Below are 24,616 nucleotides of genomic sequence, written 5' to 3'. Positions count from 1 at the left end.
CTGCGGGCCACTGGCAAATTCCCGTCAACCTTTCTAGATTGGCCCCGCAAGCCAAGCGGATCCTGCCCCATGACCAAACCGACCGACAACCCTGCCGATCCCTTCAAGAAGGCGCTGGCCGAGGCCACCAAGGTCCTGGCCGACGACGCCGATCTGGGCGTCAGCTATTCGGTCGACCCGCCCGGACTGACCGACGACGCGGTGCGGCTGCCCCAGGTCTCGCGCCGGATGACCCGCGACGAGGTGCTGCTGGCGCGCGGCACCGCCGATGCCTACGCGCTGCGCCACAAATACCACGACGGCGCCACCCATGCGCGCTATCGCCCCTCGGGCCAGATCGCCTGCGAGCTTTACGAGGCGATGGAGATGGCCCGCTGCGAGGCGGTCGGGGCCCGCCTCATGCCCGGCACCGCCGGAAATATCGACGCGATGATCGCCGCCGAGGCCGCGAAGAAGGGCTATGCCCAGGCCCGCGAGGCCTCGGAAGTGCCGCTGTCCGTCGCGGCGGGCTATATCGTGCGCCATCTCGCGACCGGCCGCCCGCTGCCCAGGGGCGCGGCCCAGGCGATGGAGCTGTGGCGCGGCTTCATCGAGGACCAGGCCGGGGCGGCGCTCGAGGGGATCGACGCCAGCCTGGGCGATCAGGCCGCCTTCGCCCGTCTCAGCCGTCAGGTGATCGCCGATCTCGGCTATGCCGACCAGCTCGGCGACGATCCCGATGCCGATCAGAACGATGACGAGGACAGTTCGGCCGAAACCGAGGACGAGGCGCCCGAGGAATACGGCGAGGAAGAGAACCAGGACAGCGACGAGGCCGATGCCAGCCCCGAGCAGTCGCAGGACGAGATGCAGGACGCGGCCCAGGCCCATGTCAATCCCGACGATATCGACGACATGGAGATGGGCGAGGAGACCGAGTTGCCCGAGGGCGAGGCCCCGCACGAGCCGCCACCGCCCGCCCCGCACTCGCAGGCCGACCCCGATTACAAGGTCTTCTCCGCCGGTTTCGACGAGGAGATCGGCGCCCAGGACCTGGCCGAACCGGCCGAGCTGGAACGGCTGCGCGCCTATCTCGACCAGCAGCTCGACCCGCTGAAGGGCGCGGTCGGACGGCTGGCCAACAAGCTTCAGCGGCGGCTGCAGGCGCAGCAGAACCGCAGCTGGGAATTCGACCGCGAGGAAGGCATTCTCGATGCCGGGCGTCTGGCGCGGGTGGTGGCGAACCCGACCACGCCGCTGAGCTTCAAGGTCGAGAAGGATACAGAGTTCCGCGACACCGTGGTGACGCTGCTTCTGGACAATTCGGGCTCGATGCGCGGGCGGCCGATCTCGATTGCCGCGATCTGTGCCGATGTGCTGGCGCGCACGCTCGAACGCTGCCATGTCAAGGTCGAGATCCTTGGCTTCACCACCCGCGCCTGGAAGGGCGGGCAATCGCGCGAGCAATGGCTGGCCGAGGGCCGTCCGCAAAGCCCGGGCCGGCTGAACGATCTGCGCCACATCGTCTACAAGAATGCCGATGCGCCCTGGCGGCGGGCCCGCGAGAACCTGGGCCTGATGATGAAAGAGGGCCTGCTGAAAGAAAACATCGACGGCGAGGCGCTGGAATGGGCGCACAGACGGATGCTGATGCGGCCCGAGGCACGCAAGATCCTGATGGTGATCTCGGACGGGGCGCCGGTCGACGATTCGACGCTGTCGGTCAATGCCGCGAACTACCTCGAAAAGCACCTGCGCGACGTGATCGCCATGGTCGAGCGCCGCAAGGCCGTCGAGCTGATCGCCATCGGCATCGGCCATGACGTCACCCGCTATTATGAGCGCGCCGTCACCATCACCGATGTCGAACAGCTGGCCGGGGCGATGACCGAACAGCTGGCGGCACTGTTCGACAAGGACCCCCGCGCCCGCGCCCGCATGTTCGGAATCAGGAAGGCAGGCTAGATGTTCCAGAGTTTCGACAGCACCACCCGTCCCGAGGACGGCCCCGTCCGGCTGGCGCGCCTGCGCGAGGAGATGGCCCGCGAGGGGCTGGCGGGCTTTCTGGTGCCCCGCGCCGATGCCCATCAGGGCGAATATGTGGCGCCCCATGACGACCGTCTGGCCTGGCTGACGGGCTTCACCGGCTCGGCCGGGATCGCCTGCATCCTGATGGATCGCGCGGGCGTCTTCATCGACGGGCGCTACCGGGTGCAGGTCAAGGCGCAGGTCGATCTCGCGCATTTCACGCCGGTGCCCTGGCCCGAGACGAAACCCGGCGACTGGCTGAAAGCGGCGCTGCCGCAGGGCGGCGCGGTCGGGATCGATCCCTGGCTGCACACGCCGAAGGAGCTCGACGCGCTGAGCGCGGCACTCGAGGGCACCCAGGTCGCGATCCGCGAGACGGCCAATCTGGTCGACCGGATCTGGGCCGACCAGCCCGCCCCGCCGCAAGGCCCGATCGCGCCCTATCCCGAGGAACTTGCAGGCGAGGCCCATGCCGACAAGCGCGCCCGGATCGGACGGCTGCTGGCCGAGGCCGGGCAAAATGCGGCGGTGCTGACCCTGCCCGATTCCATCGCATGGCTGCTGAACGTGCGCGGCGCGGACATTCCGCGCAACCCGGTGCCCCATGCCTTCGCGATCCTGCATGATGACGGCCGGGTGACGCTTTATGCCGATCCGGCCAAGGTGAGCGACGCGCTCAAGGCCCATCTCGGCCCCGAGATCACGCTGCGCCCGGCCGGCGCCTTCGGGCCGGGGCTCAGGAGCCTTCTCGGCAAGGTCAGAGTCGATCCGGCCTCGGCGCCCTTGTGGGTGTTGCGCCAGCTCGAGGATGCGGGCGTCGAGGTCGCGCTGGCCGACGATCCCTGCATCCTTCCCAAGGCGCGCAAGACCGCGACCGAGCTGGCGGGCGCGCGCGCGGCCCATGCCCGCGATGCTGTCGCGATGATCGAGTTCCTGGCCTGGATCGATGCCGAGGCGCCCGGGGGCGGGCTGACCGAGATCGACGTGGTGCGCGGGCTGGAAGAGTTCCGTGCCGCGACCGGCAAGCTTCGCGACATCAGCTTCGAGACCATCGCGGGCACAGGACCGAACGGCGCCATCGTCCATTACCGGGTGACCGAGGCCACCAACCGCCGCGTCGCGCCGGGCGATCTGCTGCTGGTCGATTCGGGCGCGCAATATCTCGACGGCACCACCGACATCACCCGCACCATTGCCGTGGGTCCGGTGCCCGATGCGGCCAGGGCCCCCTTCACCCGGGTGCTGAAAGGCATGATCGCGATCTCGCGGGCACGCTTCCCCAAGGGGCTTGCGGGGCGCGATCTCGACGCGCTGGCGCGCAATGCGCTCTGGCAGGCCGGGCAGGATTACGACCATGGCACCGGCCATGGCGTCGGCGCCTATCTCTCGGTCCATGAGGGGCCGCAGCGCATCGCCCGGATCTCGACCGTGCCGCTGGAGCCCGGGATGATGTTGTCGAACGAGCCGGGCTATTACCGCGAGGGCGCCTTCGGCATCCGGATCGAGAACCTGATCGCGGTCGAGGAGGCCCCGGCGCTCGAGGACGGCGACGACCGGCGCATGCTGTCCTTCGAGACCCTGACCTGGGTGCCGATCGACCGCCGCCTGATCGCCCCCGAGCTGCTCGATGCGGGCGAACGGGCCTGGCTCGACGCCTATCATGCCGAGGTGGCCCGGCGGGCCCGGGACGGGCTGTCGGAACGGGCACGGGCCTGGCTCGTGGAGGCGACACGGCCACTCTGAGCCGCCGCATTCCCGCGCCCGGAGCCCTCCCGCCCGAAGTAATCCGCCCGGCCCCGCACTTTCGGGGGCCGGAGGCGGTATTGTCGTCCCTGCCCGTCCTGGGTACGGGCGGAACTGGACAAGACAAAGGCCAGCATGACAAAACAGCGGCGCAGAGATCTGCAGCCGACAGGACCAGGGAGAACACGCATGTCCGACCACATCACGATCCACAAGGCCGAGGGGGCCTGGGTGGTCCGGGCCGGAGGCGCGGTGATCGCCGAAAGCCGGAACGCGCTCGAACTGACCGAGCGCGACATGAAACCCGTCATCTATTTCCCGCGCGAGGATGTGGCGATGGCCTTCCTCGACCGCTCGGACAGCAGCACGACCTGCCCCCGCAAGGGGGTGGCAACCTATTTCACCCTGCGCGCCAAGAGCTATGACATCGCGGATGCGGCCTGGTCCTATGAAGACCCGCAACCGGGGCTCGAGCGGATCGCCGGGCATCTTTCCTTCTATGCCGACAAGGTGACGGTCGAGCAGCTCTAGGCTCAGCTGCCTTCGGCCCTGCCCGCCGTCAGACCTGTCCGTCGCTCAGGAATGTTCCTCGGCGGCGGTCATCGCCAGTGCGCGGGAATAGGCGCGCAGCGCATCGACATGGAACAGCGCGCCCAGCACCTCGGGCTCGCCACCATCGGCGGGCCGCGCCACCACCGGCACGAAACCGTGCCCCCATTTCTCGAAGACCGGCAGCGCCTCGACCAGGGTCGCGTCGGCTTCGAACATCACCCCCTGTCCGATCAGCTCGGCGCAGGCACCGGGCGAGGCCGCGCCGGAACTGTCGCGGGGCCGCATCAGCACGCCCGCGGTCAGGGCCGCCAGCAGATAGGATTGCGGCCCGGCCGCCAGCCGCTTGCCGCGCCGTTCGAGCTGGGTGAGGAAGAAGGACCGGTCGACGAGGCGGCTCGAGAGCGCCGTCGACAGCGACACCGCCACCATCACCGCAAGCCCGGTCTGCCAGTCGCCGGTCATCTCGAAGACGATCATCGTGGTCGAGATCGGCGCGCCCAGCACCGCCGCCGCGACCGCCCCCATCCCGGCCAGCGCATAAAGCGTCTCGGCCCCCGAGACATTGGGGAAGGCCGAGGTCGCTATGATGCCGAAGGCCAGCCCGGTCAGCGCCCCCACCATCAGCGAGGGCGAGAACACGCCGCCCCCCATCCGCCCGGCCATGGTCAGCGACACCGCCACCGATTTCAGCAGGCAGAACACCACCGCCTCATGCAGGACCAGCGTCCCGGTCAGGGCCGCCGAGGTGGTCTCGTAGCCGACGCCGATGATATGCGGAAACCAGATCGCCATCGCCCCGAGACCGAGCCCCGAGACAGCCGGCCGCAGCCAGCGCGGCATCCGGGTCCGGCGCTGCACCGCATCGCCGATCCCCTCGGCCCAGAAGATCGACCGCATCAGGATCACCGCGACGAGCCCGCAGACCAGCCCCAGCAGCAGGAAGGCCGGAAGCTCGCCATAGAAGGCCAGCCGGTCGGTCTGGGGCAGCGCGAATTCCGGCACGCCGCCGAATTCGAGCCGGTTGATGACGGTGCCCGCCACCGCCGCCACCGTGATCGGGGCGAAGGCATGGACCGCGAAATGCCTGAGCACGACCTCGAGCGCGAACAGCGTGCCCGCGATCGGCGCGTTGAACGAGGCCGAGACCGCGGCCGCGACGGCGCAGCCCAGCAGATCGCGCCCGGTGATGCCATCGGCATGGATCCGGTTCGACACCCAGGTCGCGACCACGCCCGCCATGTGCACCACCGGCCCCTCGCGGCCGGTCGAGCCGCCCGAGGACAGCGTGATCAGCGAGGCGCAGGCCGAGGCGAGGCCCGCCCTGACCTCGACCCGGCCCTCGTTGAGTGCGGCGCCCTCGATCACGTCGGCGACCGAACGCACCCGGGCATCGGGGGTGAAGCGGTGCAGCAGAAGCCCGACGACAAGCCCCCCACAGGCCGGGATCGCCAGGATCCAGCCCCAGTGCAGCGTCTCGGCATAGCTGTGCAGCCGGTGCGGGTCCTCGACCCCGTAAAGCGCGCGCTGCAGCGCGTCGATCGCCAGCCGGAACCCCAGGGCGGCGAATCCGGCCACCACCCCGATCGCGGCGGCGATGAACCAGAACTGCACCTGCGAGGGACCATGCACCCGCAAGACGCGCAAAACCCCATTCAACCAACGGAAAACGGCGCCAAACGCTGTCGAATTCCGCCGTTTCACCTTGTTCTGCCCGGCATTTTGCCTCTTTTGGTCGCGTTTGTTTGCCGAGGCTTTTCCCGGCCGCCGCTCTCGCCTAGGGTGCCCGCCTCTGGCCCTGTAAGGAGTACCCCGATGTTGAAACCGGATGCCCTCACCGAACTCGGGGAAATGCTAGGCGATCGCCTCAGCCGCTCCAAGTCCGATCTGGAGCTGCACGGCCGGAATGAAACCTATTTTCCCGCCCTGCCCCCCGATGCCGTGGCCTATCCGGAAACCACTGAAGAGGTCGCGCAGATCGTCCGGATCTGCGCCGCAAACGGGCTGCCGGTGACCGGCTGGGGCCGGGGCACCTCGCTCGAAGGCCATGCGCTGGCGCTCAAGGGCGGGGTCACGGTCGATTTCAGCCGGATGAACCGTGTGCTGAAGGTCAATGCCGAGGACATGGACGTGGTCGTCCAGCCCGGCCTCACCCGCGAGGATCTGAACCGCGAGTTGCGCGCCACCGGGCTGTTCTTCCCGGTCGATCCGGGCGCCAATGCCTCGCTCGGCGGCATGGCCTCGACCCGGGCCTCGGGCACGACGGCGGTGCGTTACGGCACGATGCGCGACAACGTGCTGGGGCTCGAGGTGGTGCTGGCCGACGGGCGGGTGATCCGCACCGGTACCCGGGCGCGGAAATCGGCCGCGGGTTACGATCTGACCGGGCTTTTCGTGGGCGCGGAGGGCACGCTGGGGCTGATCACCGAACTGACGCTGAAACTGCACGGCCAGCCCGAGGCGATCTCGGCCGCGGTCTGCGCCTTCGACGAGATCGGCGCCGCCGTCGATACCGTGATCCAGACCATCCAGCTGGGCATTCCGATGGCCCGGATCGAATTCGTCGATGCCGCGACCGCCGCCGCCTTCAACGCCTATGCGCATGCCGACATGCCCGAGAAGCCGCATCTGATGGTCGAGTTCCACGGCTCGGCCTCGGGCGTCGCGGAACAGGCCGAGAGCTTCGGCCAGGTCGTTGCCGACAATGGCGGCGAGGGGTTCAAGTGGTCCTCGCGTCCCGAAGACCGCACCGCGCTCTGGACCATGCGCCACAATGCCTATTACGCCTGCCTCGGGCTGCGCCCCGGCGCGACCGCTCTGGTCACCGACATGTGCGTGCCGATCTCGCGCTTGGCCGAGGCGGTGGAAGAGACCCGTGCCGACATCGCGAAGGCCTCGATCCCCGGGCCCATCCTCGGCCATGTCGGCGACGGCAATTTCCACGCGATCCTGCTGGTCGAGCCGGGCAACGCCGCCGAGCTGGACGAGGCCAAGGCGCTGGCGCACCGGATGGTCGAGCGCGCGCTGCGCATGGGCGGCACGGTCACCGGCGAGCATGGCATCGGCATGGGCAAGCTCGACTACATGGAAGAGGAGCATGGCGCGGCCTGGGAGGTGATGGGGCAGATCAAGCGCGCGCTCGACCCGATGACGTTGATGAACCCCGGCAAGATGGTCCGCGCCAACTGACGCAAGGACCCCACCGGGCCCTGTGCCAGCCCCCTGCCCGCCCCCGCGCCCGGCCCTCTGCCGGGGGGGCACCGCCCGGCCTTCAGAAACCGCCCGCCTCGCCTGCCTTCCCCGCCCCGCTTCCGCCCTGTCCGCAGCCCCGCAAGGCCCGGCCCCGGCACGGGCGGGCGCCCGCCCACGGAGGCGCCGACGGTTACCCCGGCAATGGCCCCGGCGGCACCCGCGATCGGGCTTTCGGCTCTGGTGCCGATGCGGTTTTGACGCTACACTGCGCCCCAGACCCGGTAAACGGGCATTGACAGAGGCTGATTGAGGCAGTGGCCGATGACGGAGATGGTCTACGGCACCGCGCCCATCCGGGCGGGTGAACCGGTTTTGCCGCGCTGGTGGCGGACCGTGGACAAATGGGCGATGTCCTTTGTTCTTATTCTGTTCGGCGTGGGCATGCTGCTGGGCCTCGCCGCCTCGGTGCCCCTGGCCGAGAAGAACGGCTTTGCCCCCTTCTACTATGTCGAAAGACAGGCCGTCTTCGGCGGGCTCGCGCTGTGCACGATGCTGGTCTTCTCGATGCTCTCGCCGACGATGGTGCGGCGGCTGGGCGTGCTCGGCTGCGGCGCCGCGTTGCTGGGGCTCGTGCTGCTGCCGGTCTTCGGCACCGATTTCGGCAAGGGCGCGGTGCGCTGGTATTCGCTGGGCTTCGGCTCGGTCCAGCCCTCGGAATTCCTCAAGCCCGGCTTCATCATCCTGACCGCCTGGCTGATGGCCGCAGCTCAGGAGGTCGAGGGTCCGCCCGGCAAGACCATGTCGCTGGCGCTGGCCGTGGTCGTTGTGGCATTTCTGGCGCTGCAGCCCGATTTCGGGCAGGCCGCGCTGATCCTCTTCGCCTGGGGGGTGATGTATTTCGTCGCCGGCGCGCCCTTCATGGTGCTGGTCGCCGTGGCGGGGGGCGTGGTCTTCGCGGGCACCGTTGCCTATGAGAATTCCGAGCATTTCGCCCGCCGGATCGACGGCTTCCTGAACCCCGAGATCGACCCCCGCACCCAGCTTGGCTATGCCACCAACGCGATCCGCGAGGGCGGCTTCTTCGGCGTCGGCGTCGGCGAGGGTCAGGTCAAGTGGTCGCTGCCCGACGCGCATACCGATTTCATCATCGCGGTCGCGGCCGAGGAATACGGCCTGGTGCTGGTCGCGTTCATCATCGCGCTTTACTGCGCCATCGTCATCCGCTCGCTGTTCCGGCTGCTGAAGGAACGCGATCCCTTCATCCGGATCGCGGGCACCGGGCTTGCCTGCACCTTCGGCGTGCAGGCGCTGATCAACATGGGGGTCGCGGTCAAGCTTCTGCCCGCCAAGGGGATGACCCTGCCCTTCGTCAGCTATGGCGGCTCGTCGCTCATCGCGGGCGGGATCATGGTCGGCATGCTGCTGGCGCTGACCCGGAACCGGCCTCAGGGCGAGATGACCGACCTTCTGCGCCGAAGGAGCCGCGAATGAGCGCCCCGCTTCTGGTCATCGCCGCCGGGGGCACCGGCGGGCACATGTTCCCGGCTCAGGCGCTGGCCGAGACCATGCTGGCGCGCGGCTGGCGGGTGAAGCTCTCGACCGACGCGCGCGGGGCGCGCTATGCGGGCGGCTTTCCGGCCGCAGTCGAGATCGAGACCATCGCCGCGGATAGCCCCGACCGGGGCGGGCCGCTGGCACGCGCGGTCTCGCCCTTCCGGCTGGCGGCGGGCGTCGCGGCGATGCTGTGGCGGATGCTGCGCGACAGGCCTGCCGTCGTGGCGGGCTTCGGCGGCTATCCGTCCTTCCCGGCGCTGAGCGCGGCGACGCTGCTCAGGCGGCCGCGGATGATCCATGAACAGAACGGCGTGCTGGGCAAGGTCAACCGGCTGTTCGCGCCCCGCGTCCATGCCCTGGCCTGCGGGGTCTGGCCGACCGATCTGCCCGAAGGCGTCGAGGCCTTCCATACCGGCAATCCGATCCGGGCCGCCGTGCGCGAGCGCGCGGGCGCGCCCTATATCCCGCCCGGCGACTATCCGATGAGCCTTGTCGCCATCGGCGGCAGTCAGGGCGCGCGGGCGATCTCGGAAAGCGTGCCCGCCGCCATCGCCGCCCTGCCCGCCGAGATGCGCGGCTATCTCAGGGTCTCGCATCAGGCCCGCGCGGAGGATCTCGAGCGGGTGGTGGCGGCCTATGAGGCGGCCGGGGTCACGGCCGAGGTCCGGCCCTTCTTCGACGACATTCCCGCCCGACTGGCCGAGGCGCAGCTGGTGATCAGCCGCTCGGGCGCCTCTTCGGTGGCCGATATCGCGGCCATCGGACGGCCCGCGATCCTGATCCCCTACCCGCATGCCGCGGGCGATCACCAGACCGCCAATGCCCGCGGTCTGGTCGAGGCCGGCGCGGCTATCCTGATCCCGGAAAAGGCGCTTGACCCGGCAGCGCTTTCAGACCAGATCGCCACGGTTCTGGGCCAGCCCAAGGGGGCGATGCAGATGGCGGTGGCGGCGATGCGCTGCGGCAAACCCGATGCCGTCGACGGGCTGGCCGAGATCGTCGAGGCACTGGGCGGAGAAGGAAAATGATGAACGCGGCAACCAAGCTGCCGACCGATGTCGGACCGATCCATTTCGTCGGGATCGGAGGCATCGGCATGTCCGGCATCGCCGAGGTGCTGTTGAACCTCGGCTACCGGGTGCAGGGCTCGGATCTGAAGGCCTCGAAGATTACCGACCGGCTGGCGGGCCTGGGCGCGACCGTCTTCGAGGGCCAGCGCGAGGAGAACCTCGAGAATGCCGAGGTCGTGGTGATCTCCTCGGCGATCAAGCCCGGCAATCCCGAGCTCGATGCCGCGCGGCGGCGTGGCCTGCCGATCGTGCGCCGGGCCGAGATGCTGGCCGAGCTGATGCGGCTGAAATCGAATGTCGCGGTGGCGGGCACCCATGGCAAGACCACCACGACGACGATGGTGGCGACGCTTCTCGATGCAGGCGGGCTCGACCCGACCGTGATCAATGGCGGCATCATCCATGCCTATGGCTCGAATGCCCGGATGGGCGCGGGCGAATGGATGGTGGTCGAGGCCGACGAATCCGACGGGACCTTCAACCGCCTGCCCGCGACCATCGCCATCGTGACCAATATCGATCCCGAGCACATGGAGCACTGGGGCAGCTTCGAGGCGCTCCGGCAGGGCTTCTACGATTTCGTCTCGAACATCCCCTTCTACGGGCTCGCGGTCTGCTGCACCGATCATGCCGAGGTGCAGGCGCTGGTCGGCCGGGTCACCGACCGCAAGGTGATCACCTTCGGCTTCAACGCCCAGGCCGATGTGCGCGCGATCAACCTGCGCTATGAGACCGGCAAAGCCCATTTCGACATCGCGCTGCAGGCCGAGGAGATGGTGATCGAGGGCTGCACCCTGCCGATGCCGGGCGATCACAACGTCTCGAACGCGCTCGCCGCGGTGGCGGTGGCGCGGCATCTGGGGATGAAGGCCGACGAGATCCGCAGCGCGCTGGCCGGTTTCGCAGGCGTCAACCGGCGCTTCACCCGGGTCGGCGAGGCCAATGGCATCGCCGTCATCGACGATTACGGCCACCACCCGGTCGAGATCGCGGCGGTGCTGAAAGCGGCGCGCCAGGCGACCGAGGGCCGGGTCATCGCCGTGCATCAGCCGCATCGCTATTCGCGGCTGCATTCGCTGTTCGACGATTTCTGCACCTGTTTCAACGAGGCCGACGTGGTCGGCATCGCCGAGGTCTATGCCGCGGGCGAAGAGCCGGTCGCAGGCGCCACGCGCGACGATCTGGTCGCCGGGCTGATCCGCCACGGCCACCGCCATGCCAGGGCCATCCTCAGCGAGGACGATCTGGTGCGGCTGGTGCGCGAACAGGCCGGCCCCGGCGACATGGTGGTCTGCCTCGGCGCGGGCACGATCAGCGCCTGGGCCAACAACCTGCCCGCGCGGCTCGCAGAGTAAGGGAGCGGACAAGGCGGCATGGTCTTCCATCTGGTCATTGCGAACCGGGGCCCGGTCCTCAAGGCGGGCCGTCGGGAACTGCGCAGGCCGCACCGCGCCGCGCCCCCGGTCGTGGATGCGGTGCCGCCGGCCCGGGCGTTCCGCGCCGCCGCCTTCCCGGTCGGCCTGCCCGCCGGTTTCGGCGGCGCCTTCGGGATGCTGTCGCGTGACAGCGGCCCCCGGAGCCGGACCCGATGACCGCGCCGCGGGCGGCGAACCTGGCCGCAGCAGCCCCCCGACATCGCCTCTCCGCCCGACAGAGCTTTCCGGCGCCGGGAACCTTTCCCGGGGGCAAGGCTCCGGGGGCCGCCCTGCCTTGCCACGAGGCCCCGAGATGACGCTGTCTCTGGCGCTGGCCTGTCTGTGGGTCCTGGTGGCGGTCGTGATCGGGATCCTGCCCGAAAAGCTCCACTGGATCCTGGCCTTTTCGCTGATCGCCTCCGGCATTCCCCTGCTGGGTCTCGTGACCTATCAGAGCGGCCCGCTCTGGGGGCTGATCTCGCTGACGGGGGGGGCATCGGTCCTGCGCCTGGCACCGGCCTATCTCGGACGCGGGCTCCAGCGGCGGCGGCGGCGCAGCGGCAAATGACCGGACCGACGCTCCTTCTGGCCTATGGCAGCTGGGCGGCGGGGCCGGTTGTAGCCTATGCCGCGCTGAGCCACGGATTGATGCGCAATGCCATCGGCTTCACCATCCTGTTCGGGCTTTACACCAGCTCGGTCCTGGCGATCTGGGGCAGCCTCAAGCTGCAGACCGCTGGGGGCGGCGGCGCGACGGTGCTGGCGCCCTCGGCCGTGCTCGCCCCCTGGGGCGCGGTTGCGCTTATCTCGGCGGTCCTTTATGCGCTCGGCGCATGGATCGGAGGCGGCGACGGATGACAGAAATGCCGGAACCGCGCGGCCGGCTGACCCCCGGCAAGGCGCTGAGCGAGTTGACCTGGCTTCGGGTCGGCGGCCCCGCCGACTGGCTGTTCCAGCCCGCCGATGCCGAGGATCTCGCCACCTTCCTGACCGCCCTGCCCGCCGACATGCCGGTCTTTCCGATGGGCGTTGGATCGAACCTGATCGTGCGCGATGGCGGCATCCGCGGCGTCGTGATCCGGCTCGGGCGCGGCTTCAACACGATTGCGGTCGAGGGTGCGCGGATCACCGCCGGGGCGGCAGCGCTCGATGCCCATGTCGCCCGCCGCGCGGCCGAGGCGGGGGTCGATCTGAGCTTCCTGCGCACCATTCCGGGCGCCATCGGCGGCGCGGTCCGAATGAATGCGGGCTGCTACGGGCACTATGTCGCCGATGTCCTGGTCTCGGCCCGGGCGGTGACGCGGACGGGCGAGAGGGTGACGCTCTCGCCCGGGGACCTGCGCTTCGGCTACCGCCAGAGCCACCTGCCCGAGGGCTGGGTCATCACCGAGGCGACCTTCGAGGGCCCGCCCGGCCAGCCCGAGGCGCTGGCCGCCCGGATGGAAGAGCAGATCGCCCGCCGCGATGCCAGCCAGCCCACCCGCGCGCGCAGCGCCGGCTCGACGTTCCGCAATCCGGCCGGGTTCAGCTCGACCGGGCGGGCCGATGACAGCCACGAGATGAAGGCCTGGAGCCTCATCGACGCGGCCGGTCTGCGGGGCGCGCGGCGGGGCGGCGCGCAGATGTCCGAGAAGCATTCGAACTTCCTCATAAATGCCGATGGCGCCACCGCCGCCGATCTCGAGGGGCTGGGCGAGGAGGTCCGAAAAAGGGTGTTTCAATCCTCCGGAATAGAGCTAGAATGGGAAATACTGAGGGTCGGCGAACCGGCCCCGGACAACCCATAAGCACGCGGGACGGAACGTTCCCGCATCACGAGGCAGCAGAAGTGGCGGGCGAGTCGAGCAGGACAGCCCCCCGTATAGCGGTATTGATGGGCGGCCCCTCGTCGGAGCGCGAGGTCTCGCTGTCATCCGGGCGTGAATGCGCCGCCGCTCTGCGTGGGGAAGGCTTCGACGTGATCGAGATCGATGCCGGGCAGGATCTGCCCGGGCAGCTGGTCTCGGCTGCGCCCGATGTCGTGTTCAACGCGCTGCATGGCCGCTGGGGCGAGGATGGCTGCGTCCAGGGCCTGCTGGAATGGCTGAAGATCCCCTATACCCATTCGGGCGTGCTGGCCTCGGCGCTGGCGATGGACAAGCAGCGCGCCAAGGACGCCTATCGCGAGGCCGGGCTGCCGGTGGTGGACAGCGTGCTGGCCGGCAAGGCCGAGGTCTCGGCCCGCCATGTGATCGCACCGCCCTATGTGGTGAAGCCCAATAACGAGGGCTCGTCGGTCGGCATCCATATCGTCCATGAGGCAGCCAACAGGCCGCCGCAGCTCGGCCCCGAGATGCCAGATATCGTGCTGGTCGAAAGCTATGCGCCGGGCCGCGAGCTGACGACCGCGGTGATGGGCGACCGGGCGCTCTGCGTGACCGATATCCTCACCGAGGGCTGGTACGACTATCACGCCAAATACGTGCAGGGCGGCTCGCGCCATGTGGTGCCGGCCGATCTGCCGGACGCGGTCTCCGAGGCCTGTCTCGACTTCGCCCTCCGCGCCCATCGCGCGCTGGGCTGTCGCGGCCTCAGCCGCACCGATTTCCGCTGGGACGAAAGCCGCGGCACCGACGGGCTGATCCTTCTGGAAACCAATACCCAGCCCGGCATGACGCCGACCTCGCTCGCGCCCGAACAGGCCGCGCATTGCGGGATTTCCTTCGGCCGGCTCTGCCGCTGGCTGGTGGAGGATGCGTCATGCGACCGGTGATGCCCCCCTATCGCGATCCGGCGCCCTCGCGCTGGGCCTATCGTGCCCAGCGTCTGTGGCTGACGCCGCTGGTGCGCCGTGCGGTGCTGAAGGGCCTGCCGCTGGTCGCGCTGGCCGCGATCCCGGCGATCTGGCTGGCCGATGCCGACCGCCGCGCCGCGATCGGCGACGGGCTGGCCGAGATCCGCCGCGACATCGAGACCCGCCCCGAATTCATGGTCAAGCTTCTGGTGATCGAGGGCGCCTCGGACCCGATCGACCGCGAGATCCGCGCCATCGTGCCGCTGAACCTGCCGGCCTCGTCCTTCGATCTGGACCTCGAGGCGATGCGCCAGGCGGTGACCGCGCTCGACGCCGTCAAGTCGGCCGAGCTGCGGATCCGGCCCGGCGGCGTGCTGGAGATGAAGATCGCGCAACGCCAGGCGGCGCTGGTCTGGCGCAGCCGCGACGGGCTGAGCCTGATCGATGCCGGGGGGCGGCGGGTCGCTGCGCTCGACAGCCGCGAAACCCGCGCCGATCTGCCCCTGATCGCGGGCGACGGCGCCGCGAAGGCCGGGCCCGAGGCGATGGCGCTGTTCGCGGCGGCCGCGCCGATTTCCGAGCGGGTGCGCGGGCTCGTGCGCATGGGCGAGCGGCGCTGGGACGTGGTGCTGGACCGCGATCAGCGCATCCTCCTGCCCGAGACCGGCGCGGTCGCGGCCCTGGAACGGGTGATCGCGCTTGAGGACGTGTCGGGCATGCTGGCGCGCGACATCCAGGCGGTCGATCTGCGCAACCCCGAGCGGCCGACGCTGAGGCTGACCGAGGCCGCGATCGAAGATTTCCGGAAAATCCGGACAACACAGGCAGGAGCGGTGAACTGATGACGGACCTCTATCACTCGCAGCGGGCGATGCGGCGGATGCGCAAGCTGGCGATGGACCGGGGCGTGATCGCGATCCTCGATGTCGGCAGCTCGAAGGTGGCCTGCCTGGTGCTGCGCTTCGACGGCATCCCGCCCCGGGGCGGGGTCGAGCAGATGGGCGCGCTGGCCGGGCAGTCGCGGTTCCGGGTGATCGGCGCGGCCACCACCCGCTCGCGCGGGGTGCGCTTCGGCGAGATCCACGGCATGAACGAGGCCGAACGCGCGGTCCGCACCGCGCTGCAGGCGGCGCAGAAGATGGCGCAGGTCCGGGTCGATCAGGTCATCGCCTGCTTCTCGGGTGGCGAGCCGCGCTCCTACGGGCTGGACGGCCAGGTCACGGTGCTGGACGATGCCGTGGCCGAGCAGGACGTGGCCCGGGTTCTGGCCGCCTGCGAGACGCCCGAGATCGGTGCCAGCCGCGAGGTGCTGCATGCCCAGCCGGTGAATTTCGCGCTCGATCACCGTTCGGGCCTTGTCGATCCGCGTGGTCAGGTCGGCCACCGGCTAGCCTGCGACATGCACATGCTGACGGTCGATGGCGGCGCGGTGCACAACCTTCTGCATTGCATCAAGCGCTGCGATCTGGAACCCGCCGGGCTTGCCTCCTCGGCCTATGCCTCGGGCATCTCGGCGCTGGTCGAGGACGAACAGGAACTGGGCGCGGCCTGTGTCGATCTGGGCGGCGGCGCCACCGGCATCTCGATCTTCATCAAGAAGCACATGATCTATGCCGACAGCGTGCGGATGGGCGGCGAGCATGTCACCTCGGACATCTCGAAGGGGCTGCATGTGCCGCTCTCGACCGCCGAGCGGATCAAGACGCTTTACGGCGGCGTGGTCGCGACCGGGATGGACGACCGCGAGATGATCGGCCTGGGCGGCGACAGCGGCGATTACGAGACCGACAGCCGCTCGGTCAGCCGGGCCGAGCTGATCGGGATCATGCGCCCCCGGGTCGAGGAGATCCTCGAAGAGGTGCGCGCCCGGCTCGATGCCGCAGGCTTCGAGCATCTGCCGAGCCAGCGGATCGTTCTCACCGGGGGCGGCAGCCAGATCCCCGGGCTCGACGGGCTGGCGGCGCGGATCCTCGGCAACCAGGTCAGGCTCGGCCGGCCGCTGCGCGTGCACGGCCTGCCGCAATCGGCCACCGGCCCCGGATTCGCGGCCCTGGTGGGGCTGTGCCTTTTCGCCGCGCAGCCGCAGGACGAGTGGTGGGATTTCGAAATGCCGATGGATCGCTACCCGGCCAGATCGCTGAAAAGAGCCGTGAGATGGTTCAAGGAAAACTGGTAAGCGCTACATATCGACAGATCGGCAAAATCTCGCAGATTGTTGTCAAGAGACATATGGATTTTGTGGTGTTAAAGCGTTTTTTCCGTGACGATCCGGCACTAGTTGCGTAGGATAAGACTAGATTTGGCGGAAAACGGCCCCCGAGGCCCCATAGAAAACAGCAGGCGGACCAGACCTATGGCATTAAACCTCACCATGCCTGAGCAGGAAGAGCTCAAGCCGCGGATCACGGTGTTCGGCGTCGGTGGCGCCGGGGGCAACGCCGTCAACAACATGATCGAGAAGCGCCTTGAAGGCGTCGAGTTCGTTGTGGCGAACACCGATGCCCAGGCGCTTCAGCAATCGAATGCCCAGGCCCGCATCCAGATGGGCGTGAAGGTCACCGAAGGCCTCGGCGCGGGCGCCCGCCCGACGGTCGGCGCGGCGGCGGCCGAAGAGTCGATCGAGCAGATCGTCGATCATCTGGCCGGCGCGCATATGTGCTTCATCACAGCCGGCATGGGCGGCGGCACCGGCACGGGGGCTGCCCCGATCATCGCCCAGGCCGCGCGCGAGCTCGGTGTACTGACCGTCGGCGTCGTCACCAAGCCCTTCCAGTTCGAAGGGTCCAAGCGGATGCGCCAGGCCGAGGAAGGCGTCGAGAACCTGCAGCGGGTCGTCGACACCCTCATCATCATCCCGAACCAGAACCTGTTCCGCATCGCCAATGAGCGCACGACCTTCACCGAGGCCTTCTCGCTGGCCGATGACGTGCTTTACCAGGGTGTCAAGGGCGTGACCGACCTGATGGTCCGGCCCGGCCTGATCAACCTCGACTTCGCCGATGTCCGCTCGGTGATGGACGAGATGGGCAAGGCGATGATGGGCACCGGCGAGGCCGATGGCGAGGATCGCGCGATCCAGGCCGCCGAGGCGGCGATCGCCAACCCGCTGCTGGACGAGATCAGCCTGAACGGCGCCAAGGGCGTCCTGATCAACATCACCGGCGGTTACGACCTGACGCTGTTCGAACTGGACGAGGCCGCGAACCGCATCCGCGACGTGGTCGATCCCGATGCCAACATCATCGTCGGCTCGACCCTCGATCCGGACATGGACGGCCGGATGCGGGTCTCGGTCGTGGCGACCGGCATCGATGCCGCCGCCCGGATCGACGAGGTCCCGCTGCCGCGCCGCCCGATGCGCGAGCCGCTGCGCCGCCCCGAGGAGGTTCAGGAGGCCGCCCCGGCGCCTGCCGCCGCCCCGGCCGCCCAACAACCGATGCGCCCGGCCGTCGCCGCCACCGCCGCTGCCCGCGAAACGGTGCAGGAACCGGCACAGGAGCCGTCGCTCTTCTCGGGCTTCGATCCCGCCAGCGCCGGCTTTGCCGCCGATGAGCGTGCCGAGACCGCCCGCGACGGCGCCGATCTGCCGCCGCCCGCCTACCAGCCCGAGGAAAGCCCGGAAGCCGAGACCTTCGTCGCGCCGCAACCGCGCAGCGCCGGCGAACCCACGCCCGAGGCGCTTGCCCGCCTGCGCGCCGCCGTCGCCAAGACCCCGGCACGCCAGCCGGTGCACACGCCGATGGCCTCCGGCTCGCAAGAGGATCCGCGCGGTGACAAGGGGCGGTTCGGCATCGGCTCGCTCATCAACCGGATGTCGGGTCACGCGCCGGAACAGACCGAGCGCAACCCCCACACCTTCCGGCAGCAGCCGCCGCTCTACAGCCGCGGCACGGCTGCCCATCAGGAAGAAGAGGATCTGGATCCCGATCAGGAACGGATCGAGATCCCGGCCTTCCTGCGGCGTCAGGCGAACTGATCGCCACGCGATTTGGCGCGGACAGTTTCGGGGGGCCGGGAGACCGGCCCCCTTTTGCTTGCGCAAGGCTTGAGAGCTGCCGTTGCGTCACCCCGGCCACCTCGACCGCCGGGATGTTTTCTCACTGTTAATCAGCCATTTGCCGAACAGGCGGGTTCCTGCCGCCCGCTGCGAGGCGTTGTTTCAGACCGTTGCAATGTTTGAATTGAGTAGCACCCGATCGGCCTCTACATCCATGATGCCGGGACGCGCGAAGCCCGGATCAACCGCGAGCAGATCCGACATGCAAACGACGCTGAAATCCCCGATCACCTTCACCGGAACCGGTCTTCATACCGGCCGCCCGGTCCGGATGACGATCCATCCTGCCTCGGCGGAATACGGGCTCTGGTTCCGGCGCACCGACATCGACAGCCCCGACGCGCTGATTCCCGCCCGCTGGGACGCGGTCGAGCCCTCGCGGCTCTGCACCAAGCTTGCCAATGGCTGCGCCTCGGTGATGACGGTCGAGCATCTGATGGCCGCGCTTGCCGGCTGTGGCGTGCATAACGCCCTGATCGAGATCGACGGCCCCGAAGTGCCGGTGATGGACGGCTCCTCCGCCCCCTTCGTTCATGGCATCCTGTCGCGCGGCCTGCGCCGGCTGGCCGTCCCGGTCCGGGTGCTGCGCATCCTCGAACATGTCGAGGTCTCCGAAGGCGCGGCCCGGGCCAGCCTCGGTCCGGCCGACATGCTGGAAATCGATTTCGAGATCACCTTTGCCGATGCCGCCATCGGCCATCAGGCCAAACGGCTGAACATGGCCAACGGCGCCTTCGTGCGCGAGCTTTGCGACAGCCGCACCTTCTGCCGCAACGCCGATGTCGAGGCGATGCGCGCGGCCGGTCTGGCTTTGGGCGGCACCTTCGACAATGCAGTCGTGATCGATGGCGACAAGGTCCTGAGCCCCGGCGGGCTGCGTCACCGCGACGAGCCCGTGCGCCACAAGATGCTGGACGCGCTTGGAGATCTGGCTTTGGCGGGGGCCCCGATCCTTGGCCGCTACCGCGGCGAGCGGGCGGGCCATGCGCTGACCAACCGGCTGCTGCGGGCGCTGTTCGCGCAACCCGGCGCGTTCCGGCTGGAAACCTGCTCGACCGCGCAGGGCGCGGCCCTGCCGGGCTTCGGCCTCAATCAGGCCGATCTGAAGGCCGTGGCCTGAGCTGCGCAGTTTCCGTGCCAAAGGCGTTTTGCACCGGATTTTTCTGTGCTAGGACAGCCCCAAGGCCCGGAAGGAGTGCGGATCAAGCACCGGTCCCGGGCAGCGTTTGAGGACGGGGTAACAGGCACATGGCGACAGGCAGCAGGCGCATCGGGGCGGTAGCGGCAATCATGGTGCTTTCGCTGACGGCGGCCTGCGACCCGATCGGGTCGCGCAAGCCGCCGCCGCTCGAATCCTACGACGCCCCCGCGATCTTCCAGATGGCCGAGACCAAGCTGGAGAAGGACCGCGACCTCGAGGAGGCGGCCCGGCTCTATGGCGAGGTCGAGCGGCTCTATCCCTATTCGGAATGGGCCAAGCGGGCGCTGATCATGCAGGCCTATACCTATCACCAGGCCAAGAATTACGAGAATGCCCGCGCCTCGGCCCAGCGCTACATCGACTTCTACCCGGCGGATGAGGACGCGGCCTATGCCCAGTACCTTCTGGCGCTGAGCTATTACGACCAGATCGACCTCGTCGGCCGCGACCAGGGCCTGACATTCCAGGCGCTGCAGGCGCTCCGGACCGTGATCGAGCGCTATCCGGACAGCGAATATGCGCAATCGGCGATCCTCAAGTTCGACCTCGCCTTCAACCACCTGGCGGCGAAGGAGATGGAGGTCGGCCGGTACTACCTCAAGCGCAAGCACTATGCCGCCGCGGTCAACCGCTTCCGCGTGGTCGTCGAGGATTTCCAGACCACGACCCATACCGCCGAGGCACTGTACCGGCTGATCGAAAGCTATCTGGCGCTGGGGCTCGACAACGAGGCGCAGACCGCCGGCGCGATCCTCGGTCACAACTTCCAGGGCACCGACTGGTATGCCGACGGCTACAAGCTGTTGCAGGCCAGGGGTCTGGAACCCGAGGCCAAGGGCGAAGGCTGGCTGCGCTCGGTCTACCGTCAGATGATCAAGGGCGAGTGGCTCTGAGCCGAACACAGGGGTTTGGAGCATGCTGCGCAGTCTCGACATCCGGGACATGCTGATCATCGACCGGCTGGAGCTTGCGTTCCGGCCCGGTCTCAACGTGCTGACCGGCGAGACCGGGGCCGGCAAGTCGATCCTTCTCGATTCTCTCGGCTTCGTGCTGGGCTGGCGCGGCCGGGCCGATCTGGTCCGGGCGGGGGCCGCGCAGGGCGAGGTCGTGGCCGTGTTCGAGCTGCCCGCCGGGCATCCGGCCCGCACGGTTCTGGCCGAGGCCGGGCTCGAGGCCGGGGACGAGCTGATCCTGCGCCGGGTCAACAGTGCCGAGGGCCGCAAGACCGCCTGGGTCAACGACCGCCGGGTCTCGGGCGAGGTTCTGCGGCGGCTGTCGGACACGCTGGTCGAGCTGCACGGTCAGCAGGATGATCGCGGGCTTCTCAATCCGCGCGGTCACCGGCAACTGCTCGATGCCTTTGCCGGATTGGAAAGCGATCTCGAGACTGTCCGTGCCGCCTGGCGCGCCCGCGCCCGGAGCGCGCGCGCCGTTGCCGAGGCCGAGGCCCGGATGGCCGAGCTCCGGGCCGAGGAGGATTTCCTGCGGCACGCGGTGGATGAACTCGATGCGCTGGCCCCGGAACCGGGCGAAGAGGCCGAACTCGACGCCCGGCGCCGGACGATGCAGGCCGCCGAGCGGATTCGCGAGGATATCGCCCGCGCCCATGCCGCGCTCGGCCCCGGCGAGGGCGCCGAAGGCCGCATGGGAGACGCGCTGCGCTGGCTCGAAGGCGCAGCGGATCGCGCCGAGGGACGGCTCGATGCCCCGCTTGCGGCCCTGTCGCGGGCGCTGGTCGAACTGGGTGAGGCGGTGCAGGGTACCGAGGAGTGCCTGGCGGCGCTCGATTTCGATCCGAGGGCACTTGAGGCCACCGAGGAGCGGCTTTTCGCCATCCGGGCGCTGGCGCGCAAGCATGGCGTGCAGCCCGACGATCTGGGCGGTTTCGCGGCAGAGCTGCGCGCGCGGCTGGCCGCGCTCGATGCCGGTGCGGGCGATCTGGCCACGCTCCGCCATGCGGCAGCCGAGGCACGGGCCGAATATGAGTCCGCGGCGGCAGCGCTCGGCACCGCGCGGCGCGCTGCAGCGCTTCGCCTCGACGCCGCGATGTCGGACGAGCTGGCGCCGCTGAAGATGGAGCGCGCCGTGTTCTCGACCGAGATCTCGGAGGCCGAGCCAGGCCCCGAGGGACAGGACGCTGTCGCCTTTACCGTCGCGACCAATCCCGGCGCACCCGCCGGCCCGCTGAACCGGATCGCCTCGGGGGGCGAACTGTCGCGCTTCCTGCTGGCCCTGAAAGTCAGTCTGGTGCGGGGCACGAGCCCGCTCACCCTGATTTTCGACGAAATCGACCGCGGGGTCGGCGGCGCCACGGCCGATGCGGTCGGCCGCCGACTGGCGGCGCTGGCTCGCTCTGCCCAGGTTCTGGTGGTCACGCATTCGCCCCAGGTCGCGGCCCGGGGGGCGCATCACTGGCGCGTGGAGAAACGGGTCGAGAACGAGATGACCCGGTCGATCGTGACACCGCTCGACAGCGCGGCCCGGATCGACGAGATCGCCCGGATGATGTCGGGCGACACCGTGACAGATGCCGCCCGAGCCGCGGCACGGTCGCTTCTGGAAGACTGATCCCACCTCCGGATCGGGGCGCGATTTTTCGACGAAAAATCGGAGCCTGCCGCGGGCCGGGCGATCAGTTTCCGCCCTGCCCGGCCTCGATGGCGCGCCAGCGCGCGACGTTTCGGTTATGCTCATCGAGGCTTCGCGCGAAAGCGTGCCCCCCCGTGCCATCGGCCACGAAATAGAGATAATCCGTGGTCTCGGGATTCAGCACGGCCTCGATCGAGGCGCGGCCGGGATTGGCGATGGGCGTCGGCGGCAGGCCGTCGATCTGATAGGTATTGTAAGGCGTCCGCCGTGCCAGTTCGCTTTGCCGGATCCCCCGGCCGAGCGGCGCCTTGCCACCGGTCACCCCGTAGATCACGGTCGGGTCGGTCTGCAGCCGAATCCCGCGCTTGAGCCTGTTGACGAAGACGCTCGCGACCCGGCGTCGTTCCTCGGGCACACCAGTCTCCTTCTCGACGATCGAGGCCAGGATCAGCGCCTCTTCCTTGCTGGCCAGCGGCAGGCCCTCGGCCCGCCTCTCCCAGAGCCGGTCGAGCAGCGCGCTCTGCCGGCTAGCCATCTCGGCCAGCAGAGCCGCACGCAGGGTCCCGGGCGTGAGCTCATAGCTGTCCGGTGCCAGGCTGCCCTCGGCCGGCACATCATCGATGTCGCCCTCGAGGAAATCGGCCTGTTTCAGCTCTTCGACCACCTGCCAGCTGGTCACGCCCTCGGCCAGCGTCACCCGGTAGCGCAGGTCGGGTTCTGCCATCAGCCTGGCATAGTCCGCCGGCACCTCGCCCGCCCCGGGATCGAAGGCCAGAACCTCCTCGTAGCGCCCGGTGGCCGCGTCGAAGCTCCGAACCTGCAACTCGGCGCTGGCGATGCCGATCCGAAAATTCACGTCGGTGCCACAGGTCGAGCGGCCCGCGCGGGTCACCAGATCGACGATCTGTTCCATCGAGGCACCGGCAGGCAGAAGGAAGCTGCCCGCCTTCAGCTCGTCGGCCTTTTCGGCATAGCGCGCGCCCAGCCGGAAGATCAGCGGATGGCGCACCGCCTCCTGGGTGCCCAGATCGCGCGAGACGCCGACCATGGTCGAGCCCGGCTCGACCCTCAGGCAGATCGCGGTCTCAAGCGGCCCGGGCTCGGCATATTTCTGCTTGGCCCAGATCACCAGCCCGCCGGCCAGCAGCAACAGCACGATGAACAGCGTCAGCGCGTTGGAGGCGATGGCCTTCCACATCAGCGGTCCCCGCGGCCCATGACGAGCGAGGCATTGGTCCCGCCGAAGCCGAAGGAATTCGACAGCGCAAGGCCGATCTCGCGCTTCACCGCGGCTTTCGGCGCCAGATCGATCCGGGTGCCTTCGGGCGGCGTATCGAGGTTCAGCGTCGGCGGCGCGATCTGATCGCGCAGCGCCAGGATGCAGAAGATCGCCTCGACCGCCCCCGCAGCCCCCAGAAGGTGACCGATCGAGGATTTGGTCGAGGACATGGTGGTGCGTTCCGCCGCCTCGCCCAGCAGCCGCTCGACCGCGCCCAGCTCGATGGTATCGGCCATGGTCGAGGTGCCATGGGCGTTGATGTAGTCGATATCGGACGGGGCCAGGCCCGCGCGCTTAAGCGCCGCCTGCATCGAGCGGAAGCCGCCATCGCCATCCTCTGCCGGCGCGGTGATGTGATAGGCATCGCCCGACAGCCCGTAGCCCAGCACCTCGGCATAGATCTTCGCGCCGCGGGCCTTGGCGTGCTCGAGCTCTTCGAGGATCACGACGCCCGCGCCCTCGCCCATCACGAAACCGTCGCGCCCGGCATCCCAGGGCCGCGAGGCGGTCTCGGGCGCATCGGCGCGCTTGGTCGACAGCGCCTTGCAGGCGTTGAAGCCCGCGATCCCGATCTCGGAGATCGGGCTTTCAGTGCCGCCCGCCACCATCACGTCGGCATCGCCCCACTGGATCAGCCGCGCCGCATCACCGATGGCGTGCGCCCCGGTCGAGCAGGCGGTCACCACCGCATGGTTCGGCCCCTTGAAGCCGAAGCGGATCGAGACCTGCCCCGAGGCGAGGTTGATCAGCGCCGAGGGAATGAAGAAGGGCGACACCCGGCGCGGCCCCTTCTGCTGGATCAGCACGGCGGTATCGGCGATGGCATTCAGCCCGCCGATGCCCGAGCCGATCATCACGCCGGTGCGCTCGCGCTCGGCCTCGGTCTCGGGCACCCAGCCGGAATCGGCCACCGCCTGGGTCGCCGCGGCCATCGCGTAGAGGATGAAATCGTCGACCTTCCGGCGCTCTTTCGGCTCCATCCAGTCATCCGGATTGAAGGTCCCGTCGGAGCCGTCGCCGAACGGGATCTCGGCGGCATAGGTCGTGACGACGCGGCTTGCATCGAAGCGGGTGATCGGCCCGATGCCCGACTGTCCCTCCAGGAGACGTTTCCAGGTCTCTTCCACCCCGCAGGCCAGCGGGGACACCATCCCCAGCCCGGTGACAACCACACGACGCATATGCCT

The 24,616-nt window shown here is 69.0% G+C and carries 21 protein-coding genes; 18 read left to right on the top strand and 3 right to left on the bottom strand.

Annotated elements, in window-relative coordinates:
* Positions 1-69: 69 nt before the first annotated feature.
* The 3 genes from cobT to B5V46_RS05745 all read left to right on the top strand — a co-directional run bounded on the left by cobT (position 70) and on the right by B5V46_RS05745 (position 4,281).
* Positions 70-1,944: a cobaltochelatase subunit CobT gene (cobT, locus tag B5V46_RS05755; RefSeq protein ID WP_080615709.1), complete on the top strand. Its 1,875-nt coding sequence runs from the start codon at positions 70-72 to the stop codon at positions 1,942-1,944.
* Positions 1,945-3,750, top strand: coding sequence for an aminopeptidase P family protein (locus B5V46_RS05750; RefSeq protein WP_080615708.1), 1,806 nt, complete (start codon positions 1,945-1,947; stop codon positions 3,748-3,750).
* 189 nt (positions 3,751-3,939) lie between these two features.
* Positions 3,940-4,281 carry a DUF427 domain-containing protein gene (locus B5V46_RS05745; protein ID WP_080615707.1) on the top strand — a complete coding sequence of 114 codons (342 nt, stop codon included), beginning with the start codon at positions 3,940-3,942 and terminating at the stop codon, positions 4,279-4,281.
* Positions 4,282-4,326: 45 nt separating this feature from the next.
* On the opposite strand, the gene B5V46_RS05740 is transcribed toward B5V46_RS05745, so the two are convergent.
* Complete coding sequence (locus tag B5V46_RS05740; protein WP_231119247.1) at positions 4,327-5,931, bottom strand: chloride channel protein; 1,605 nt, start codon at positions 5,929-5,931, stop codon at positions 4,327-4,329.
* Positions 5,932-6,114: 183 nt separating this feature from the next.
* Between B5V46_RS05740 and B5V46_RS05735 the strand changes: the two genes are divergently transcribed.
* The 15 genes from B5V46_RS05735 to recN all read left to right on the top strand — a co-directional run bounded on the left by B5V46_RS05735 (position 6,115) and on the right by recN (position 22,129).
* A complete protein-coding gene (locus tag B5V46_RS05735; protein ID WP_080615705.1) occupies positions 6,115-7,488 on the top strand; it encodes an FAD-binding oxidoreductase in 1,374 nt (457 codons plus the stop codon).
* A 324-nt stretch (positions 7,489-7,812) separates the two neighbouring features.
* The gene (locus B5V46_RS05730; RefSeq protein WP_080615704.1) at positions 7,813-8,982 is read left to right on the top strand and encodes a putative peptidoglycan glycosyltransferase FtsW; all 1,170 of its coding nucleotides are present in this window, start codon (positions 7,813-7,815) and stop codon (positions 8,980-8,982) included.
* Positions 8,979-10,073, top strand: coding sequence for a UDP-N-acetylglucosamine--N-acetylmuramyl-(pentapeptide) pyrophosphoryl-undecaprenol N-acetylglucosamine transferase (locus B5V46_RS05725; RefSeq protein ID WP_080615703.1), 1,095 nt, complete (start codon positions 8,979-8,981; stop codon positions 10,071-10,073). The genes B5V46_RS05730 and B5V46_RS05725 overlap by 4 nt, the downstream gene beginning before the upstream one ends.
* Complete coding sequence (murC, locus tag B5V46_RS05720; RefSeq protein ID WP_080615702.1) at positions 10,073-11,470, top strand: UDP-N-acetylmuramate--L-alanine ligase; 1,398 nt, start codon at positions 10,073-10,075, stop codon at positions 11,468-11,470. The genes B5V46_RS05725 and murC overlap by 1 nt, the downstream gene beginning before the upstream one ends.
* An 18-nt stretch (positions 11,471-11,488) precedes the next feature.
* The gene (locus B5V46_RS05715) at positions 11,489-11,707 is read left to right on the top strand and encodes a hypothetical protein (protein ID WP_080615701.1); all 219 of its coding nucleotides are present in this window, start codon (positions 11,489-11,491) and stop codon (positions 11,705-11,707) included.
* Between the two features lie 136 nt (positions 11,708-11,843).
* Entirely contained in the window at positions 11,844-12,098 is a 255-nt protein-coding gene (locus B5V46_RS05710; RefSeq protein ID WP_080615700.1) for a DUF2484 family protein, read from the top strand.
* Positions 12,095-12,388, top strand: coding sequence for a hypothetical protein (locus B5V46_RS05705; RefSeq protein WP_080615699.1), 294 nt, complete (start codon positions 12,095-12,097; stop codon positions 12,386-12,388). Before B5V46_RS05710 ends, B5V46_RS05705 begins: the two co-directional genes overlap by 4 nt.
* Positions 12,385-13,317: a UDP-N-acetylmuramate dehydrogenase gene (gene murB / locus B5V46_RS05700; RefSeq protein WP_080615698.1), complete on the top strand. Its 933-nt coding sequence runs from the start codon at positions 12,385-12,387 to the stop codon at positions 13,315-13,317. The genes B5V46_RS05705 and murB overlap by 4 nt, the downstream gene beginning before the upstream one ends.
* Positions 13,318-13,403: 86 nt before the next feature.
* Positions 13,404-14,282, top strand: a complete 879-nt coding sequence (locus B5V46_RS05695) for a D-alanine--D-alanine ligase (RefSeq protein WP_231119246.1) — start codon at positions 13,404-13,406, stop codon at positions 14,280-14,282.
* On the top strand, positions 14,270-15,145 hold the full coding sequence (locus B5V46_RS05690) for a cell division protein FtsQ/DivIB (protein ID WP_080615696.1): 876 nt from the start codon (positions 14,270-14,272) through the stop codon (positions 15,143-15,145). The genes B5V46_RS05695 and B5V46_RS05690 overlap by 13 nt, the downstream gene beginning before the upstream one ends.
* Complete coding sequence (ftsA, locus tag B5V46_RS05685) at positions 15,145-16,479, top strand: cell division protein FtsA (protein ID WP_080615695.1); 1,335 nt, start codon at positions 15,145-15,147, stop codon at positions 16,477-16,479. The genes B5V46_RS05690 and ftsA overlap by 1 nt, the downstream gene beginning before the upstream one ends.
* Before the next feature lie 177 nt (positions 16,480-16,656).
* Complete coding sequence (ftsZ, locus tag B5V46_RS05680) at positions 16,657-18,279, top strand: cell division protein FtsZ (protein WP_080615694.1); 1,623 nt, start codon at positions 16,657-16,659, stop codon at positions 18,277-18,279.
* A 283-nt stretch (positions 18,280-18,562) separates the two neighbouring features.
* Entirely contained in the window at positions 18,563-19,480 is a 918-nt protein-coding gene (lpxC, locus tag B5V46_RS05675) for a UDP-3-O-acyl-N-acetylglucosamine deacetylase (RefSeq protein ID WP_080615693.1), read from the top strand.
* Between the two features lie 128 nt (positions 19,481-19,608).
* Positions 19,609-20,454 (top strand): outer membrane protein assembly factor BamD, encoded by an 846-nt coding sequence (locus B5V46_RS05670; protein WP_080615692.1) that lies wholly within the window; start codon positions 19,609-19,611, stop codon positions 20,452-20,454.
* A 22-nt stretch (positions 20,455-20,476) separates the two neighbouring features.
* The gene (gene recN / locus B5V46_RS05665) at positions 20,477-22,129 is read left to right on the top strand and encodes a DNA repair protein RecN (protein WP_080615691.1); all 1,653 of its coding nucleotides are present in this window, start codon (positions 20,477-20,479) and stop codon (positions 22,127-22,129) included.
* 64 nt (positions 22,130-22,193) lie between these two features.
* Here recN and mltG read toward each other — a convergent pair whose 3' ends face one another.
* Positions 22,194-23,348, bottom strand: a complete 1,155-nt coding sequence (gene mltG / locus B5V46_RS05660) for an endolytic transglycosylase MltG (protein ID WP_080615690.1) — start codon at positions 23,346-23,348, stop codon at positions 22,194-22,196.
* Positions 23,348-24,610: a beta-ketoacyl-ACP synthase II gene (gene fabF, locus B5V46_RS05655; protein ID WP_080615689.1), complete on the bottom strand. Its 1,263-nt coding sequence runs from the start codon at positions 24,608-24,610 to the stop codon at positions 23,348-23,350. Before fabF ends, mltG begins: the two co-directional genes overlap by 1 nt.
* Positions 24,611-24,616: the final 6 nt, after the last annotated feature.

Origin of the sequence: Rhodovulum sp. MB263 (genome assembly GCF_002073975.1) — a bacterium.
Lineage (GTDB): Bacteria > Pseudomonadota > Alphaproteobacteria > Rhodobacterales > Rhodobacteraceae > Rhodovulum.
This window is presented reverse-complemented; position numbering and strand designations above follow the sequence as displayed.

What these genes read in the sequence shown, in the direction of transcription:
- B5V46_RS05725 (WP_080615703.1), top strand. Translation starts at nt 8,979, where the DNA reads ATGAGCGCCCCGCTTCTGGTCATCGCCGCCGGGGGCACCGGCGGGCAC.
- B5V46_RS05670 (WP_080615692.1), top strand. Translation starts at nt 19,609, where the DNA reads ATGGCGACAGGCAGCAGGCGCATCGGGGCGGTAGCGGCAATCATGGTG.
- B5V46_RS05735 (WP_080615705.1), top strand. Translation starts at nt 6,115, where the DNA reads ATGTTGAAACCGGATGCCCTCACCGAACTCGGGGAAATGCTAGGCGAT.
- B5V46_RS05745 (WP_080615707.1), top strand. Translation starts at nt 3,940, where the DNA reads ATGTCCGACCACATCACGATCCACAAGGCCGAGGGGGCCTGGGTGGTC.
- cobT (WP_080615709.1), top strand. Translation starts at nt 70, where the DNA reads ATGACCAAACCGACCGACAACCCTGCCGATCCCTTCAAGAAGGCGCTG.
- mltG (WP_080615690.1), bottom strand. Translation starts at nt 23,348, where the DNA reads ATGTGGAAGGCCATCGCCTCCAACGCGCTGACGCTGTTCATCGTGCTG.
- B5V46_RS05715 (WP_080615701.1), top strand. Translation starts at nt 11,489, where the DNA reads ATGGTCTTCCATCTGGTCATTGCGAACCGGGGCCCGGTCCTCAAGGCG.
- lpxC (WP_080615693.1), top strand. Translation starts at nt 18,563, where the DNA reads ATGCAAACGACGCTGAAATCCCCGATCACCTTCACCGGAACCGGTCTT.
- B5V46_RS05690 (WP_080615696.1), top strand. Translation starts at nt 14,270, where the DNA reads ATGCGACCGGTGATGCCCCCCTATCGCGATCCGGCGCCCTCGCGCTGG.
- B5V46_RS05710 (WP_080615700.1), top strand. Translation starts at nt 11,844, where the DNA reads ATGACGCTGTCTCTGGCGCTGGCCTGTCTGTGGGTCCTGGTGGCGGTC.
- murC (WP_080615702.1), top strand. Translation starts at nt 10,073, where the DNA reads ATGAACGCGGCAACCAAGCTGCCGACCGATGTCGGACCGATCCATTTC.
- recN (WP_080615691.1), top strand. Translation starts at nt 20,477, where the DNA reads ATGCTGCGCAGTCTCGACATCCGGGACATGCTGATCATCGACCGGCTG.
- B5V46_RS05750 (WP_080615708.1), top strand. Translation starts at nt 1,945, where the DNA reads ATGTTCCAGAGTTTCGACAGCACCACCCGTCCCGAGGACGGCCCCGTC.
- ftsZ (WP_080615694.1), top strand. Translation starts at nt 16,657, where the DNA reads ATGGCATTAAACCTCACCATGCCTGAGCAGGAAGAGCTCAAGCCGCGG.
- B5V46_RS05705 (WP_080615699.1), top strand. Translation starts at nt 12,095, where the DNA reads ATGACCGGACCGACGCTCCTTCTGGCCTATGGCAGCTGGGCGGCGGGG.
- B5V46_RS05730 (WP_080615704.1), top strand. Translation starts at nt 7,813, where the DNA reads ATGACGGAGATGGTCTACGGCACCGCGCCCATCCGGGCGGGTGAACCG.
- B5V46_RS05695 (WP_231119246.1), top strand. Translation starts at nt 13,404, where the DNA reads ATGGGCGGCCCCTCGTCGGAGCGCGAGGTCTCGCTGTCATCCGGGCGT.
- murB (WP_080615698.1), top strand. Translation starts at nt 12,385, where the DNA reads ATGACAGAAATGCCGGAACCGCGCGGCCGGCTGACCCCCGGCAAGGCG.
- ftsA (WP_080615695.1), top strand. Translation starts at nt 15,145, where the DNA reads ATGACGGACCTCTATCACTCGCAGCGGGCGATGCGGCGGATGCGCAAG.
- fabF (WP_080615689.1), bottom strand. Translation starts at nt 24,610, where the DNA reads ATGCGTCGTGTGGTTGTCACCGGGCTGGGGATGGTGTCCCCGCTGGCC.